The 18129-nt window shown below is 30.6% G+C and carries 15 protein-coding genes; 13 read left to right on the top strand and 2 right to left on the bottom strand.

The genetic code is table 11. The features are described from left to right. Positions 1-42: 42 nt before the first annotated feature. Positions 43-1155 carry a glycosyltransferase family 4 protein gene (locus KQH81_RS13615; protein ID WP_027638669.1) on the bottom strand — a complete coding sequence of 371 codons (1113 nt, stop codon included), beginning with the start codon at positions 1153-1155 and terminating at the stop codon, positions 43-45. A 137-nt stretch (positions 1156-1292) separates the two neighbouring features. On the opposite strand from KQH81_RS13615, the gene KQH81_RS13610 reads away from it, so the two are divergent. From KQH81_RS13610 to KQH81_RS13600, 3 genes are read left to right on the top strand one after another with little or no spacing between them, the layout of a single operon-like run. Further along, a complete protein-coding gene (locus tag KQH81_RS13610; RefSeq protein WP_407647301.1) occupies positions 1293-2297 on the top strand; it encodes a CotS family spore coat protein in 1005 nt (334 codons plus the stop codon). Positions 2298-2299: 2 nt separating this feature from the next. Further along, positions 2300-3049 carry a protein kinase family protein gene (locus KQH81_RS13605; protein ID WP_074845340.1) on the top strand — a complete coding sequence of 250 codons (750 nt, stop codon included), beginning with the start codon at positions 2300-2302 and terminating at the stop codon, positions 3047-3049. A gap of 12 nt (positions 3050-3061) precedes the next feature. Next, entirely contained in the window at positions 3062-4108 is a 1047-nt protein-coding gene (locus KQH81_RS13600; protein ID WP_099336014.1) for a CotS family spore coat protein, read from the top strand. 23 nt (positions 4109-4131) lie between these two features. On the opposite strand, the gene KQH81_RS13595 is transcribed toward KQH81_RS13600, so the two are convergent. Next, entirely contained in the window at positions 4132-5268 is a 1137-nt protein-coding gene (locus tag KQH81_RS13595) for a glycosyltransferase family 4 protein (protein WP_178311357.1), read from the bottom strand. A gap of 105 nt (positions 5269-5373) precedes the next feature. Here KQH81_RS13595 and KQH81_RS13590 point away from each other — a divergent pair, with 105 nt between their 5' ends. The 10 genes from KQH81_RS13590 (at position 5374) to KQH81_RS13545 (ending at position 18119) form a co-directional block, all read left to right on the top strand. Beyond that, positions 5374-6378 carry a CotS family spore coat protein gene (locus tag KQH81_RS13590; RefSeq protein ID WP_027638674.1) on the top strand — a complete coding sequence of 335 codons (1005 nt, stop codon included), beginning with the start codon at positions 5374-5376 and terminating at the stop codon, positions 6376-6378. Between the two features lie 99 nt (positions 6379-6477). Then, positions 6478-6798, top strand: coding sequence for a hypothetical protein (locus KQH81_RS13585; protein ID WP_051196236.1), 321 nt, complete (start codon positions 6478-6480; stop codon positions 6796-6798). Between the two features lie 140 nt (positions 6799-6938). Then, on the top strand, positions 6939-7838 hold the full coding sequence (gene yabG, locus KQH81_RS13580) for a sporulation peptidase YabG (protein ID WP_178311355.1): 900 nt from the start codon (positions 6939-6941) through the stop codon (positions 7836-7838). A 273-nt stretch (positions 7839-8111) separates the two neighbouring features. After that, on the top strand, positions 8112-8348 hold the full coding sequence (locus tag KQH81_RS13575; protein WP_027638676.1) for a Veg family protein: 237 nt from the start codon (positions 8112-8114) through the stop codon (positions 8346-8348). Positions 8349-8614: 266 nt separating this feature from the next. Next, a complete protein-coding gene (locus KQH81_RS13570) occupies positions 8615-9601 on the top strand; it encodes a D-isomer specific 2-hydroxyacid dehydrogenase family protein (RefSeq protein ID WP_168972418.1) in 987 nt (328 codons plus the stop codon). A gap of 520 nt (positions 9602-10121) precedes the next feature. Continuing rightward, a complete protein-coding gene (locus tag KQH81_RS13565; RefSeq protein WP_168972419.1) occupies positions 10122-11687 on the top strand; it encodes a DUF3794 and LysM peptidoglycan-binding domain-containing protein in 1566 nt (521 codons plus the stop codon). A 138-nt stretch (positions 11688-11825) separates the two neighbouring features. Continuing rightward, positions 11826-12656, top strand: coding sequence for a cyanophycinase (locus tag KQH81_RS13560; protein ID WP_027638679.1), 831 nt, complete (start codon positions 11826-11828; stop codon positions 12654-12656). Further along, positions 12637-15258, top strand: a complete 2622-nt coding sequence (gene cphA / locus KQH81_RS13555) for a cyanophycin synthetase (RefSeq protein ID WP_027638680.1) — start codon at positions 12637-12639, stop codon at positions 15256-15258. Before KQH81_RS13560 ends, cphA begins: the two co-directional genes overlap by 20 nt. A 297-nt stretch (positions 15259-15555) precedes the next feature. Next, positions 15556-16398 (top strand): 4-(cytidine 5'-diphospho)-2-C-methyl-D-erythritol kinase, encoded by an 843-nt coding sequence (gene ispE / locus KQH81_RS13550; protein ID WP_027638681.1) that lies wholly within the window; start codon positions 15556-15558, stop codon positions 16396-16398. Between the two features lie 254 nt (positions 16399-16652). Continuing rightward, a complete protein-coding gene (locus KQH81_RS13545) occupies positions 16653-18119 on the top strand; it encodes a spore germination protein (RefSeq protein WP_407647300.1) in 1467 nt (488 codons plus the stop codon). The last annotated feature ends 10 nt before the right edge of the window (positions 18120-18129 follow it).

Here is an 18129-nt window from a genome sequence, read left to right as displayed (position 1 = left end):
AAGTAAAAAAGTAGTTTTGGTAATCCAAAACTACTTTTTGTTTTAGAGTGTTAAATTTTTATAAGCTTTTAAAGTTTTTTCAGCGGTAAGTGTCCAAGAAAAATTCTTAGATTGTCTTAAAGATGAAGAAATGAGCTCTTCTCTTAAAAAAGGAGTATTCAAAACTCTTTCAAGAGAATTACATAATTCGTATAGATTTGGATTAATTATAAGACCACCATCACCAACTACTTCTGGAATAGATGTTAAGTTAGATGTGATTACAGGAGCACCACAACACATTGCTTCTAAAGGAGGAAGACCAAAGCCTTCATAAGTTGAAGGATAAACGAATAAAGAACATCCATTGTATAATATTGGAAGCATATCTTCTTCACAGAAACCAAGAAATTTAATTTTATCCTTTATTGGACTCATATTTACATACTCCATTAGTTTTTGACCTTCGTCCTTCACAGAACCAGGAAGCACTAGATAGTACTCTTTATCTAAATTTTTGAAGGATGATATGAAGGCATCTACTAAAAGTTTTACATTTTTTCTAGGACTAAATCCGCCAACATAAAGTATGAAGTCCTTATCTATATTATATTTTTTATTAAGTATGCGTAAGCAGTGTTCTCTATCTAAGGGCTTATACTTATAATTTGCAGCAAGGGGAGTAACACAAATTTTATTTGAATCTATTGGAAAGTATTTTAAAATATCTTTTTTTGACCAGTTTGATACTGTAAGTATACAATCAGAGTCTTGAATTATAAAAGGCATTTCTTTTAGAAATCTTAGAAGATATCCTCTTCCAACGGTTTCAGGGGAAATGTAGGGTATAAGGTCATGAATGGTTACAACATTTTTTGAATTATTTAAGCTTTTAAATCCTATTCCATTTTGAGGAACGTGATAAACATCTATAGCTTCTTCTTTTAAAAAGTGTGGAATATAATGCTGTTCAAAGAAACGAGTATGCTTTCTCGATGCCATTATTAGATGGCAGTTTTCTTTGTAAAAGCTGCTATCATATTCTCCAGACCAGAATATAAAATATTCATTTTCCTTGTCTATAGTAATGAGTTCTCTAACTAAATTCTCTGTATAAGTTCCGATTCCGGTACCTCTATACCAATTTATACCGCGGCCATCTATTGCAATTTTCATAAAATCACTCCTGAACGTACTCCATATATATTATTAATATTACTATAGGAGCAAATTGGTGATAAATTATATTAATCACAATGATTGTAATATTTTCATATAATAAGAAATAGAGAAGAATATTTGGAGGAATTTACGTGGACAGAATAAAAAGTTTAGTTGAGAAAGAATATGGAATAAAGGTGGACTCTATAGAGAAAATGAAAAACGTATATAAAATACAAAGTTCAGATGAGATATTTTCTCTTAAAAAAATAAAGTATGAATTTCCACATTTCCTTTTTATAATAAGTGCGATGAAACATCTTGAAAACAATGAATTTGATAGAATACTCCCTTTTATAGAAACAATTTCAGGAAAGGCTTATGTGGTTTTAGATGATGGCTTTGCATATTTGAACAAATGGATAAATGCAAGAGTTTCAAATTATGAGAACCCTATAGAGGTGGCAGAGGCAGCTGTAAAATTGAGTGAACTTCATTTATGCAGTAGAGGATTTGAAGTGAAAAAAACCATGAAACCAAGAATAGGATGGATGAAATGGGTAGAAACCTTTAATACAAGGTTGGATGAGATTCAAGACTTTAAAAAACGTATAGAGGTAAAAGAAGAAAGAACGTTTTTTGATGATACCTATTACAACTCAATAGAGCAAGGTATTCGAATTGGAAGAGCTGCTATTGATATGCTAGAGAGAAGTAGATATAAAGAAGTTATGGAAAAAGAAATGACTTTTAAAGGTTTTTGCCATCATGATTATGCACATCATAATATTCTTATTGATAACAATAATGACATGCACATAATTGATTTTGACTATTGTATACTTGATACTCATCTCCATGATTTATGTAGCCTTATGATAAGAGTTATGAAAAATGAAAAGTGGGATATTGACACAGCAAAGTTTATAATTGAAAGTTACAGTTTAAAGTATAAGGTGAAGCAAGAAGAGATTCCTATAATGGCAGGATTTATTATGTTTCCACAGGAATTGTGGCAGATAGGAATACAGTATTATTGGGAAAATCAGAAATGGGATGAAGACTTTTTTGAAAAGAAGCTTTTAAAGATCATTGAGGATATGGAACCAAGATATGATTTTGCCAAGGAATTAGAATTATTGAATTATGGAGGTTAGCTGTGGAAGAGAAATATGAGAAGTTTAGAGAATATATGAATGAAAAGAATATAATAGTAGATAGCAGCATAAATATTAATGAAAATATAACTGAAGAAAGACTCAGTGAATATATAGAAAGTTTAAGTGAATTTCATAAAAATGCTATGGGGTATGAAGATTTTATTGATGATGTAATTCCCAATACCATAGGACGTCAGGTGGAACAATGTAGGACTTCTTTAAGAAAGACTCAGAGATACCTTATTAGACTTAATGGAAAAGAGAAAAAGAATAAGGTAGATGATATGCTTATGAAAGATGGATTCAATATTTTAAAAAATAGCGAAGCTGATTTTAAGGACATATATAGAAGCAATATTATGAAACTTATAAGGAGGTCCATGAATAGAAAGGAAGTAATTATAGGGTACTTTGCTCCATACAATGTTATGAAACAGAACTCATCTATTATGGTTTCAACATTGAATAGATGTAGCTATGATCTTGTAGAAATAGACTATGTTAAGATGCTTATAAAGCTAAAGAAATATAGAAGAGATCTCTTAACGGAAGATTTAATAAAAAGATGTATAGAGGCAGAGGGATTAAATGAAGATAGCTATAATTTTATAAAAACAATGGTAGAATTTCCTTATGATTTTATAAGAAATTTTAATAGATATAGAGAGAATAGAAAACTTTGGACATTAGATGAATACTACAACAGAATTCAAAAAGCTGTTAAGGATGACAGAAATATAATGATATAAAGAGGTGAAGTTGTGGAATTAAGATATACGAATAAAGGAGCCCTGATAGAGTATGACCTAGATGTGAGGTTATTTGAAGCTTTTGATTTAAAAGTTTCTGACATCGTCCCATTAAAGAATGGATACTTGATTTCTTCTGACAGAGGCAAGATGCTTTTAAAGCAGATGGATTATTCTGAGGGAAAACTTGAGTTCATAAATAAAGCTTTAGAGTATATAGGAAAAACTTATAATTCTTATATTAAGCCTTTACAAACTAAAGATGAATCTATATCTAAAGTATGGAAAGGAAGAGAATATATAATCTTTGAGCTAAAGGATAATATACAGTGCGATATGGGGAATATAGATCATTTAAAGGCTTCAGTAAAATCTATAGCTAATATGCATAAAGCATCACTTGGAATCTTAAATTATATATCAAACGATTACTATGAGCTTTTAAAGGAAAATTCATCGTTGACTTTTTCTATAGAGCAAGAAGAAGAAGCTTTTGATAAGTTAAAGAAGTATAAAGAATGGACAAGTGTTTACGTTTATAAAAATCAAGTGGATAAAGTTTTTTTAAATTATGTAGATTATTATATGAATAACATTAAGAAATCATTAGCTATATTAAAAAATTATTCATACGAAGATTTGTGCAGAGAAAGAGACAAGATAAGTTTATGTCATGGAGATATTAATGCAGGAAATATAACGCTTGATGAGAATTTACAGGCCTATTTAATGAATTTTCATTTAAGTACTATAGATTTAAGGATAAAGGATTTATGCAATTTGGTTGATCAGGAAATGAAGTATGAAGATTTTGATTTAACACGAATACAGATGATATTGAGCGTTTATAATTCCATAAATTCATTGCAGTCTAATGAAATTCAAGTAATTTATGGATTTTTAAAGTTCCCTACTGAATTCTTTGAAATAGCTAGAGATTACTATGAGAAAAGGAATTTATGGGAAGAGGAAGTTGTTTTAGATAAAATGTTAAAATATATTAATCTTGAGGATAAAAGAGAGAGGCTCTTAGAAGGCTTAAGGAGTTTTCGACTATAAAAAAATGACTAATGGATATTCCATTAGTCATTTTTTTTATTTTGTATTATAGAGTTATAAGCTCGTATAGTTTTGCGTGCAGTTGTATTCCAATTAAGCTTATTGCTTCTTACGATGCCTTTGAAGATAAGTTTTTCTCTAAGAGCTTTGTCCATAAGTACCCTTAATATAGCGTCAGATATCTCATCTACATCATAAGGATTTATAGAAAGAGAAGCATCTCCTACAACCTCAGGAAGAGAAGTTGTATTAGAAGATATAACGGGAGTGCCACAAGACATTGATTCGATAGGAGGAAGACCAAAACCTTCATAGAATGAAGGATATACAAATGTCTCAGCGCCATTGTAAAAATAGTTTAAATCATCAACAGGAATGAAACCTGGAAATAAGACTTTAGATGAAATATTTAATTTTTCTGCTCTTTCCTTGTATAAACTGTATGATTTTCCGTGGTTACCTACAATGACTAACTTTAAATCATCATGATATACATCTAAGACTTTACTAAAGGCATCTAACAAGCCTAGTATATTTTTCCGAGGACTAAAACCGCCTACGTTAAGAATGTAGTTACCTGTAATTTTATATTTTTTTTGCAGGAATATTTTAGCTTCGACTTTATCAATAGGACCATATATTTTTTGACTTGCTAAAGGTGTTACAAATATTTTGTCTTTAGGATAGTTTAAGGTATTTGCAATGTCATCTTTAGAAAAATCAGAAACTGTAATTATTCCATTGGCATTTTTTAAAATGAATTCAAGATTTTGAGAGAATATATTTAAATATTTATCGCTAACCGTTTCTGGCATTTTTAATGGGATTATATCATGAAGTGTTATGACTATAGGACAATCATTTTCCCTAGGTAGACCAATGCCGTTTTGTGGGTTATGATATATATCTATGGTTTTTTTAGGGATGTAGGGATAGTGACTTATGGTATCCCAAAAATTCTTTTCTATGGGGAAATTATAGAAGCTAGTAAAAAAATTATTTTTAAAATTGATGTCTAATTTATTATTATCTTTCATAAATATTACATATCTATAAAAATTATCTATGGAGCTGAGAGCATTTAAAAGCTCATAGGTATAAGTGCCTATACCTGTTCCTCTATACAAAGAAGCAGCTCTACCATCAATACCAATATTCATCAAGTTTATCCTTTCATAATACTATAATTTATTATATTAAACTCTGTTAATAAGTGTTAATAAATACAGTCAATACTACATATAAATTATAAGGGGGTGATTAATATGATGAGAGAATTTGAAATAGAGAGACAATTCAACATAAAAATAGAAAGTATAAAACCTTATAAAGGAGTATACTATCTGAAAACTGATAAGGGAGAGATGTGTTTAAAAAAGATAAACTATGGACCCCAAAAGCTTTTATTTGTATATGGTGCAAAAGAGCATTTGATAAATAATGGGTTTTCAAGTATAGATAGATACTACTTAAATACTGAGGGGGAACCTTATGCTTTAGTAAATGAAGATTTATATACTTTATCTCAATGGATTCAAGGTAGAGAATGCGATTTCTATAATATTGAAGAGATAAAAAATGCAGCAAAGACTTTAGCAAATCTTCACCAAAGTTCCAAAGGATATGAACCTCCTGAAAATAGTAAGCTTAAAAGTGATTTAGATCGCTGGCCTCATCTTATGGAAAAAAGAGTAAAATCTTTAAGTAAAATGTGGGATATGGCTAGAAAGAAAAATAATAAGAGTAGTTATGATTTGGCTTATATAAAATCAATGGAGTTTTATAAGAATCTTGGTAATAGAGCTAAAAATGTGCTTTTAAGTTCTAAATATGAAGATATATGCATGAGGACAAATGAAGATAAGCTTTTCTGCCATCACGATTACACTTATCATAACATAATAATTGACGAAAACGAAAATTATAATGTTATAGATTTTGATTATTGCAAGAGAGAAGTGAGAAGTTACGATATAAATAATTTCATGGTGAAGGTTTTAAAGAGAAATGGATGGAGCATAGAGTATGCTAAAGCTATTTTAGATTCATACAATGAGGTTAGTACACTAGAAGAAGATGAATATAGATTGATATTTGCATTCTTGTTATTCCCTCAAAGGTATTGGAGGCTCGCTAATAGATATTATTATAATGAAGTCAACTGGGCACAAAATACTTTTATAAATAAGCTTGAAAAACTTATTGCAGAGCAGGATAAATACTTGAATTTTATCGAAGAATTTAAAAAAGAATATAATCAATCAGAGTAATTTAAGGGTGTTGAAAAAATCAACACCCTTAAATTAATACTAAATATCATAAAAATGAAATATAAATATACATATAGTATTTTAAAATAGGGGTAATTTATGATAACAGCGATAGTAATTCCAACTCCAACAAGAGTTAAAAAAGTGGTTAGAGAATTTAATGTGAAAGAAAAAATTAGAAGCGAAGGGGTAAAACAAAGAATAATATTATACGGACTTATAAGTGGAGGAGTTGGAGTTGCGATTAAAAATCCTGTTCCAGCTAAACCAATTATGATAGGAACTTTGATTTATTATGGATTAGCTTACGAAGTTATTATGAAATGGTATGATAAGTACGGCGATGACGAAGAATTGATGAATCTACTTAGGAATTATGATTACAGTGCAGCAATCTCTGGAAGAAGAATATTCTTATAAGTTTGAGTGAAAGCAGTATTTTACTAAAAATAGTAAAGTGATGCTTTTTATATTATGTAAGTACAACATATTTATGACAAGTGGCAAAGAAAAATTTAACGCATATTATATATAGAAATAGTTGAGAGAAGAGGTTTGTTATGGACATAGGAGATTATGTAGTTAGAAAATCATATGAAAAGGATATAACATTTAAAATAATTGATAAACGTGTAAATGAAGATGGAAAAGAAGTTTTTGTTTTAAAAGGGACAAATTTAAGAATAATTGCAGATTCGCCTATAGATGATTTAGAAGAAGTAAAACCAGACTATAGTGGAGAAAAAGATATAGTGTTTAACAATGCCGTAAATGACACTATAAGAAAGATTGTGGCATATAGAGGGGGTGGTGAGGACATAGAGCCAGTAAAAAGAAAGAGGGCTCATAAGAGCCCTCACAGACTTATATCAGATGGAAATAAAAATGATCTTGTTTTCGGAAGGCCAGGCAAAATACTTCATATAGATGGAGATCCTGTTTATTTAGATAATTGCCTTAAAGTATACAAGCAACTTTCTTTAAATGCTGTTGGATTTGCTGTAAAGGAGCGAGAACAGCCAAGCAAAGTAATAGAACTAGTAAAGGAAGTAAAACCCGATATAGTTGTTTTAACAGGTCATGATGGTATGGCAAAAGATATTAAAGATTATATGGATGTAAACAATTATAGAAACTCAAAATTTTTTATTGAAGCTGTAACTGAATTAAGGAATTACAATTCAAGTTATGATGAACTTGTAATTTTTGCTGGAGCATGTCAGTCATGTTATGAAAAGATTCTAGATGCTGGTGCTAATTTTGCATCAAGCCCTAATAGAGTGCTTATTCATTGCCTAGATCCTGTTTTTATATGTGAAAAGATAGCTTATACCAATATAGAAAAAGTATTGACTATACACGAAATATTAGAAAATACTATAACGGGAATTAAGGGTGTTGGAGGACTTCAAACGAGAGGAAAATATAGAGAAGGATATCCTAAATCACCATATGCCTAGAAAAATCCCCTAAAATATAATTTGGGGGATTTTTTTCTTTATATAGAAGTTATATTAAATTTTAATAGTAAACTTTAGAGATGTTTACAAATAAATATTGAAAATATACATATAATTTAAGAAAAATGTTAATAATATAATCAAATAGTAAAAAAACTTTTGTTAACATTTTTTTAACATTGACAAATTGCAATTATCAGTGGTAAAATAATAAGTTTATTGACATAAAGGGGTAATAGTAGTATAATATAAAAGAGGAAAGAGGGTGTTTATATGGAAAAATTTAAAACTCTTGCTTCCATTAAAAAAGACATAGAAAACCATGTAGGCGAAAGAGTTACATTAAAGGCTAATGGTGGAAGAAGAAAAATACTCGTTAATAGCGGAGTGCTTGAGAGTACTTATCAAAGTATATTTGTTATTAGACTAGACAGTGACACCCAAAGGAAAGTGACATATAGTTATTCTGACGTACTAACTAAGACAGTGCAGATAGTATTTGCAGGATAGTAAAATAAAATTAATAAGAAGGACTTAGGGCTTTTTTATTTTAAGACTTTATGATAAAAGACAAGAGTTTATTAAATGAACCCTGAAAGATGAAAACTTGTAAAAGAAGTTTGTCTTTCAGGGTTATTTTTCTATAGAATGATAATATAGCATTTATAGAATATGATAAAACACGATTTGAATAAAGAGAAAAAATTAAAATATTGACATAAATACAACTAGACTATATATTGAATGTGAAATTATTATAAGAGGAGTGGAAGTTGATGAAAGTATTAGCATACTGTGTAAGACCAGATGAGGTTAGTAGTTTTGAAAAATTCTCTGTTAAATATAATCATGAAGTTAAAATATTAAAGGAATCCTTCGCACCATCAACTGCAGCTTTAGCAGAAGGATATGATGCTGTTTGTATACTAGGCAACTGTACAGCAAATAGAAAAGCTATTGAAATCATTTCAAAGTTTGGAATAAAATATTTAGCTACTCGTTCTGCAGGCTTTAATAATATAGATTTAGAAGCAGCTAAGGAATTTGGAGTTAATGTATCTAATGTTCCTGCATATTCCCCAAATGCAGTTGGAGAATTTGCAGTTGGAGTTACTCTTTGCTTAGCAAGAAATTTTAGACAAGCATTTAGGAGAGTAGATGCTCAAGATTTTTCCTTGGAAGGATTAATAGGGTTTGAGTTAAGAAATAAAACTATTGGATTTATAGGGACAGGAAAAATAGGGCAGACAGCAATTAAAGCTTTCAGTGGATTTGGATGTAAAATGATAGGATATGATTTATATCCAAATGAAAATGCTATGAAGTATTTAGAGTATAGGACTTTAGATGAGGTTTTAGCTGAAGCTGATGTAATATCTCTACATTGTCCATTAACGGATGATAACTATCATATGATAAATGCTGAAAGTATAGCTAAGATGAAGGAAGGAGTAATTTTAATAAACACTTCAAGAGGACAATTGATGGACACAAGAGCTTTGATAGATGGAATTAAGAGTAAGAAAATTGGCGGAGTTGCCACAGATGTTTATGAATATGAATATGGAATATTCCATCACAATCATCAAAATAGAATAATAACAGATGAAACTCTATTAACATTAAAGTCTTTCCCTAATGTAATAGTTACACCACATTATGGATTCTATACAGATGAAGCAGTTGCAAACATGGTTGAATACTCATTACAAAACTTATATGATTATGAAACTAAAAATGATTGCAAAAATAAATTAGTGTAACTAGGGGGATAGCAAGCCGACTAGTTGAGAAACTTAAAAAGAAAACATCATAGTAAAAGATAAAAAGTATATAGGTATGGATGGTTTTGTTAGAATATCGACAAACGATATGGAACAAAACAACATAATTATATAGAGAAGAAAAGCATTTTTAAATTAGAATTATATAAATAGTGTAAAAAGGAATCAGTTCTAAACTGATTCCTTTTTGTATATATATAAATTATAAAGATAAAACTGTCGTTTGTCGAAAAATAAAAAAAGGAAAGATGGCAAAAATCCATCTCCCAACTATGGTGTAAAAGGGTACTGCGAATTTATGAGAGGTTATGTATGTAATAACCATAATTTATAATAAGCTATAATTTGGCAAATGTCAACAAAATAATTGATAATTTATAAAAAATATAAAAAATAGAAAATTACCTCAAAAAAAATTCTTTTTATTTTTTATATAAAGTGTCATAAATAAACTGAAAATTATATATATATTAAATAGGTATTTTATGGGAGGGATATTATGGCAGAGATAGAAGTTTTAAAAGAAAACATAGAATATGAACAAATGCTTGGGGAAGGTTCTTGTGATACAGTAGTTAGAGGAGAATATTTGATTCCTGATACTCATCCTGATATAGAGGAAGTTTTAATGCTTGACGTCAAACCGGTTGTTACAGAAAAGGAACTTCTACAAGACAGGATTTATGTTGAAGGAACATTGGAATACAATATTCTCTACTTAGCTAAAGAAGATGAAGGTATGGGGGTTCATAGTTTAAACTACAATGATAAGTTTTCAAATTACATCGATATAGAAGGTGCAGATGGAAGACTAAATGGAGATGTTAACTGTGAAATCGAACATATAGATTGCAATATAATCAATGAAAGGAAAATAGAAATAGAAGGCATCTTAAATGTTTCAGGAGAAGTTTATAAAAATTACAATGTAGACATAATAAGAGATATAGATGCATCTAACAATATACAAATGCTTAAGAAACCAACTACAGTAGATAAGATGGTTGGTATTATAGAAGAAGAACTAGAAGGAAAATCTACAGTGAAAATCTCAATGGATAAGCCACAAGTAGGCAAGGCATTAAAGACTAATGTATATCTTCATAAATGTGAAGTTGTGCTAAATGAAGGAAAGGCTAGCATATCAGCTTTTGCAAAAGTACAAATGCTATATAGAGGTATGGACAGCAAAGATATAGTTTTAGCAGAAGAGGATATATACATGTCTAAGGAGGTTGTCAGAGAAGATATAGGAATAAATATGAAGAGCATAACCAATTGTGCTATAAATGATGTAGACATTTCTATTAAACAAGATGACTTAGGAGAAAATAGAATATTAGAAATAGAAGTAAAAGCTTCTGTTGATGTTAAGCTTATGAATAAAGAACAGTATGACGTTATAGAAGACGCATACAGTCCTAATAATGTAATTGAATTAAATAAAGAAACTTATGATCTTAACGTACTCCATGGAATGAATGAAATGGATATAATAGTTAAAGAGAATATTCAAATTCCATCAGAAAAACCTATGCCTATCCAATGCATTATGAGCAAGGGGGATGTGGTTGTAACTGATAAAAAGCTTGTTGAAGATAAAGTTGTTGTAGAAGGAATAGTTAAAGTTAATGTTATTTATAGAGCTAAAGACGAAGAAAAACCTATATATACAGTTGGTGACGAGCTTCCATTTACAGCAACTATAGACATTGCAGGCACAAAGATAGATATGATTGGACAGGTAAAAGCTAATTTAGAAAGTATCGATGCAATAGTAGAAGCTGATACAATTGCAGTTAAAGCTGTAGTTCATTTATGGTCTAAGGTTAGTTACAATCAATCAAAAGACTTTATGACATCTTTAGATAAATCAGAAGAAAATCCTCCAAGTAAAAAAGCAAGTATAACTATTTATGTAGTTCAAAAAGGTGATACGCTTTGGAGTATAGCGAAGAGATATTATACAACAATAGAAGAACTTGTAAATGTAAATGATATAAAAGATCCTAACGTAATCAAAGTTGGAGACAAGATTTTGATTCCTGGAAGAGCAAGAATTTAATAGAAAATATAAAAAAATTACTATGTCTTATTAAGGCATAGTAATTTTTTGTGAAATAAAATGGATTACATATTAAGTGTATATTTACAACTTTATTGGTTAAAAATATAGTATACAAGTGTAAAAGGTGGTTATTAAATGGAAAAAGTCAAAGAGCGATTAATCATAATAGGAGGAGCTGAGGACAAAAAAGGAAATAAAGAAATTTTAAGAGAAGTTTGCAACGCTATTGATAAATCGAAGGATGAGCTTGTAATAGCAACTATAGCTACCGAAACACCAAAGGAAGCAGGCAACAAATATAAAAGGATATTTAGGGAACTTGGAGTCTCAAATATAAGTATATTGTACGTCCCTAGCAGAGAGGAATGTCATAGCAAAGAAGCAGTAGAAATCATAAGAAAGGCTTCTTTAGTGTTTTTCACTGGTGGTGATCAATTGCGTATTACTAGTATTCTAGGTGGAACACCTCTACATAAAGAACTTATTGAAAGTTATGAAAGAGGATGTATTTTTGTAGGTACATCTGCAGGAGCTTCAGTTGTAAGCTCTACTATGATAGTAAATGGACCAGATGATGAGTCTCCAAAGAAATGTACTTTAAAAATGGCACCTGGATTAGGTCTTATTTCAAAAGTTATAATAGACCAACATTTTGCTCAAAGAGGCAGAATAGGCAGGCTTTTGGTAGGTGTGGCAGAGAATCCTGAAATATTAGGGATAGGAATAGATGAGGATACAGCTATTATAGTAGATAGCGAAAACAAGTTTAGAGTCAAAGGGTCGGGTGCGGTTTATGTAATTGACGGAAGAAATCTCTCTTACTCGAATGTGTCTGAACAGCATCAAAATGAGCTTTTAAGTTTGTTTGATGTGAGAATGCATGTATTAAAAGAGGGAGATGGCTTTGACCTCAACACAGGAAGGCCGCTAGAGGAGGAATTTCTTAATGAAAATAACGAGTTATAAAATCTTTGATGGAAGGAATATTTATTCTCATAAAAAGTGTATAAGATTGGAACTGGATCTTCAGGGATACTGTGATACACCAAGCAAAGATATACCTAACTTTAACAAAAGATTATTAGAAAGCATTCCAGAATTATATACACATAGATGTGGTATATATGAAGAAGGCGGATTTGTAAAAAGATTAGAAGAAGGAACCTATCTAGCTCATATATGTGAGCATATGATTATAGCCCTTCAAAATAGACTTGGAATTGATGCTGCTTATGGAAAAGCCAGAGAAATAAGAGGCGATATGTATTATGATATAATACAATATGAATACAAAAAGACTGTTGTTGAGATTGCTAAATTAGCCGTAAACTTTATAAACGCTCTATGCAGTGATAGGGAGTTTAACTTTGATGAAAAGTTTAATGATGTAAGGACTATTTATAATGAAGAAGTCATGGGACCTAGTACTATGGCTATTGTCAATGCGGCCAAAAGCAAAGAAATACCTGTAATGAGCATGTGGGATAGTGGATTTTATATGCTTGGGTATGGAAAATACAGCAAAATTATAGAGGCTACTGTAGTGGAAGAAACTAGCTGTCCATATGTTGATTTAGCATGTGACAAGGTAATGACAAAAAAGATATTACAAAACCAATGTATACCTGTAGCTGCAGGTGGTATAGTAAACACATTGTTAGAAGCTTTAATTCAGGCAGAATCTATAACTTATCCTGTGGTATTAAAACCTAGATATGGAAACCATGGAAATGGTGTAAAAGTAAATATAAAGAACCAAAAAGAACTCACTGAGGCTTTCAGTGAAATTAGAAAAAATTACAATGAAATAATAATAGAGAAATACTATACAGGAAAAGATTTTAGAATATGCATGATTGACGGGAAGATGGTAGCAGCATCTTTAAGACTTCCTCCATCAGTTGTAGGAGACGGCAGAAAAACTTTAAAGGAATTAATAGGAGAATTGAATTCAGATCCTAAAAGAGGAGAAGAACATGAAAAGCCTCTTACCAAAGTTAAGATTAATGATAATATGCTAAATGCTATTTCAAGACAGGGATTTAAACTTCATTCTATTATTCCAAAAGGCGAGAAAGTATACCTAAGAGAAAATGCAAATCTTTCTACAGGTGGTACAGCCATCGATTATACAGATAAGGTGTGTAGAGAAAATATAGAGATTTTTGAGAGAGCAGCAGCGTCGCTTAATTTGAATATATGCGGAATAGATGTGTGTCATGAAGATCTTGCTATTCCATTAAAAGACAAAGGGATTATAATGGAGGTAAATGCAGGACCAGGAATAAGAATGCACCATTACCCTTATGAAGGGTCGTCAAGACCAGTTGGAGAGGCTATTGTAAATATGATGTTTAAAAATTCACCTAAATCAATTCCTATAGTTGCAGTTACAGGAACAAATGGTAAGACAACTACAACAAGAATAATAGGGCATACATTAAGTTGTATGGGATATAGCGTAGGTATGACTACTACTAGTGGCATTTATGTAAATGACAAGTGTATTCACAAAGGTGATGACACAGGGTATGAAAGTGCTAAAACAGTACTTATGAACAAAGATGTCGAAGTGGCAGTATTAGAAACTGCTAGAGGCGGTATTATAAGAAATGGATTATGCTATGATTTGGCTGATGTAGGGATAGTAACTAACATAAGTGAGGACCATCTTGGACTTGATGGCATAAACACTATAGAAGATTTAGCAAATGTAAAATCTCTTGTATTAGAAGCTGTTAAAAAGGATGGGTATAGCGTAATAAATGGTGATGATCCTGTTAGTTTGGATATTTTAAACAGAGTAAAAGGAAATCCTATAATCTTTTCAAAAGATAAGGATAATCCTTATTTGAGAGAAAATATAAAAAAAGGTGGATATGGAGTTTACATAAATGATCAATCAATATATGTAGAAAAGGATAAAAAGATTTTTTATGTAACCGATATAAAGGATATTCCTATAACTTTAAATGGAGCATTAGATTATAATGTGGAAAATGCATTAGGTGCATGTAGTGCATTAGTTGGATTAGGCGTAGATTATTGCACTATAGCTAAAGGATTGAGAAGTTTTAAAGGCGATGAAGAAAATAATCCAGGAAGATTTAATGTATTTGAAGTTAATGGAGGGAAAGTAGTACTTGATTATGGACACAATATAGAGGGATACAAAGCTGTTATAAGAGGACTTAAAAGGTTGCCTCATAATAGACTTATTGGAGTTATAGGGGTTCCGGGAGATAGAATGGATTCTAATGTAGTAGAGGTAGGAAGAATAAGTGGAAACTTCTTTGATTATATTGTAGTTAAAGAAGATAAAGAAAAAAGAGGTCGTATGACAGGAGAAATAGCGGAGATTTTGAAAAAAGGTATTGATGAATCTTCTATAAGCAATGAAAATGTAACTACCATATTAGATGAAGTCAGTGCATTAAAAGCAGCTTTAGATATGATGAATCCGGGAGATATCGTAGTTGTATTCTTTGAAGATTTCGATGGAGTAAGAGCTCTAATAAAAAACTATATAAAAACAGAATATAGGGATGATATACCTAAATTAGGATAATTAGCAATAGATAATTTTTTATAAGGAGTCAACAAATATTGCTGTAAAATAATTTTTGTAATATAAATTTTCTTTATAAAAGAGAGAGTTCTCATTTATATTCTAAGAAAAAAATGTATAATTAATTTATACAGCGTGTAGTTTTGATAAACGTAAGTCCAATTATCAAAACCACACGCTTTTTATTTTATAGAGATTATTAATTGTCATCTTAAGGACTCATTTTAATTGTATCTAGAGTATATTAATATTATGATATATAATATAGAAATGAGAATTCAATAAGGTGGGATATATATGAAAGTAAAAGCCTATGGAAAAGTTAATCTTTCTTTAGATATTGTAGGCAAGAGAGAAGATGGATATCATTTTTTAGAAATGATAATGCAGACTATAGATTTGTATGATGTGATAAATGTAGTAAAAATTCCATCTGGAATAGAAATAAAGTGTAATAAAAATTATGTGCCAACAGATAGGAGAAATATAGCTTATAGGGCAGCTGAATTGTTTCTAGAAACTTTTAAAATAAAAAATGGAGTTAGAATAGAAATAGAAAAGAATATACCTGTAGCGGCAGGTCTTGCAGGGGGAAGTACTGATGGAGCGGCTGTCATAAAAGCTATGAATAATTTATTTAATGTAAATGTGCCTAAAGAAAAATTGGCGGCTATAGGAGTTACTATAGGTGCAGATATACCATTTTGCATATATGGTGGAACAGCTTTAATTAAAGGTATAGGAGAAGAAGTTACACCTTTAAAGAGATTTCAAAATCATATACTGGTTCTAGTTAAGCCGAATTTTGGAGTATCAACAAAAGAAGTTTATGGATCTATAGATATAAAAAAGATTCATAAGCATCCAAATACAAAAGCTCTAATACAAGCAATAGAAAGAGAAGATGAGAAATTTATAAGCAGAAATATGAAAAATGTACTGGAAAATGTCACATTAAATAAGCATAGGGTATTAAAAGATATAAAGCGTGAAATGATGAAAATGGGAGCAGAAGGTTCTCTTATGAGTGGTAGCGGGCCTACTGTCTTTGGTATTTTTGACAACATGTTAGAAGCACAAAAATGTTATGATGCAATGAAGAAGAATTTTAATGAGGTATATATAACAAGAACTATATAAGATAAGAATTTGTTATCTAGGAGTGTGAATATTGTTATAGAATATCTAAAAAGAGATGTGAGTGTTATAATTGATATAAATCAAATAGAAAAATAATCGTGTTAGAGATGCTATTATTAAGTTCATTTTCGAGATTTTTTAGGAATCTTGACTGAACTTAAATTAATAGTATCTCTTTTTGCATAGAATTTATTTTATTGAAAAAAATAAACTGAGGACACAATAATGAATTCAATATAATGGGAGGGGTTATAGTGAAGGAAGAAAAAGGTATAAAGGTGTATGAGAAACTAGAAGATAATCTCATATATATAAAATCTGTATTAGAGGGTGCCTCAGATATTGTATATAGAACATTTGAAGGTGGGAATAATAACGCCGCACTTATATACATTGATGGGATGGCAGATAAAGTTCTGTTAAATGAATATGTGTTAGAAGAATTTATGAGCAACAAAGAAAGTATGTCTCTAGAAATGATAAAAGAAAGAGTAATAACCCTTACAGATTTAAAAGAAATAGATTCTTTAGATGATGGCATAACTGCATTATTATCCGGTGATACACTAATGCTTTTAGATGGAAGTACTAAAGCATTAGTATTTGCTACAAGAGCATGGCCTAATAGAGGAGTAGGAGAACCAGCAGGAGAGACAGTAGTAAGAGGTCCGAGAGAAGGCTTTACAGAGACTATACGGTTTAATTCTGTTCTTCTTAGAAGAAGAATTAGGGATCCAAGATTAAAGGTTGAACCAATGTCTCTTGGAGAAAGGTCAAAAACTGATATTAACATAACTTACATAAAAGATATAGTTGATGAAAAAGTTTTAGAGGAAACTAAGAAGAGACTGAACAAGATTGACATAGATGCCATATTAGATAGTGGATACGTGTCTCAGCTTATAGAAGATGATCCTTGGAGTGTTTTTCCACAGATTCAATCTACAGAAAGGCCTGATGTTGTAGCAGCAGCTCTTTATGAAGGGAGAGTTGGTATCCTTGTAGATAATTCTCCATTTGCACTTATAGTACCAGCTACACTTCCACAGTTTTTTCAATCACCAGATGATTATTATCAAAGATGGATGTATGGTTCTTTAACAAGGTTTATAAGGGCATTTGCTATAATCTTAGCAGTGGTTCTACCAGGGTTGTACGTAGCGGTAACTTCTTTTCATACCTCTATAATACCTACTAAACTTGCTTATTCTATAGCAGCAGCTAGAGAGGGAGTGCCATTTCCAGCTTTTGTAGAAGCTTTGCTCATGGAAATAAGTATGGCATTGCTTTTAGAAGCCATCGTAAGACTGCCTAAAGCTATAGGAGCTACTATTGGGATAGTTGGAGGTCTTGTGATAGGTCAGGCCGCAGTGAGCGCCGGAATAATAAGTCCTATAATGGTAATAATAGTTGGAGTTACTTCTATTACAAGTTTTATAACATCAAATTATGAGGTTACCTATGCTTTAAGAATAGTTAGGTTCTTAATAATAATAGCAGCATCTATAGCAGGGCTTTATGGAATAACCTTTGGATGTATACTTTTTTTAATACATTTGATTAAACTTAAAAGCTTTGGATATTCTTATTTGTCTCCAGTTGTAGAAACAACTAAAGATAACTTTAAGGATTTATTCTTTAGGTATCCATGGAAAAAGTTCATTAGAAGACCAGATTTTATGGATATAGGAGATAAGATAAGACAAAAAGAAACACCTTAAAAAGGAGGGA

The sequence above is a fragment of the Clostridium cadaveris genome (assembly GCF_020911725.1).
GTDB lineage: Bacteria > Bacillota > Clostridia > Clostridiales > Clostridiaceae > Clostridium_X > Clostridium_X cadaveris.
The sequence above is the reverse complement of the archived record's forward strand: the minus strand, read 5'-3'. Positions and strand labels throughout refer to the sequence as shown.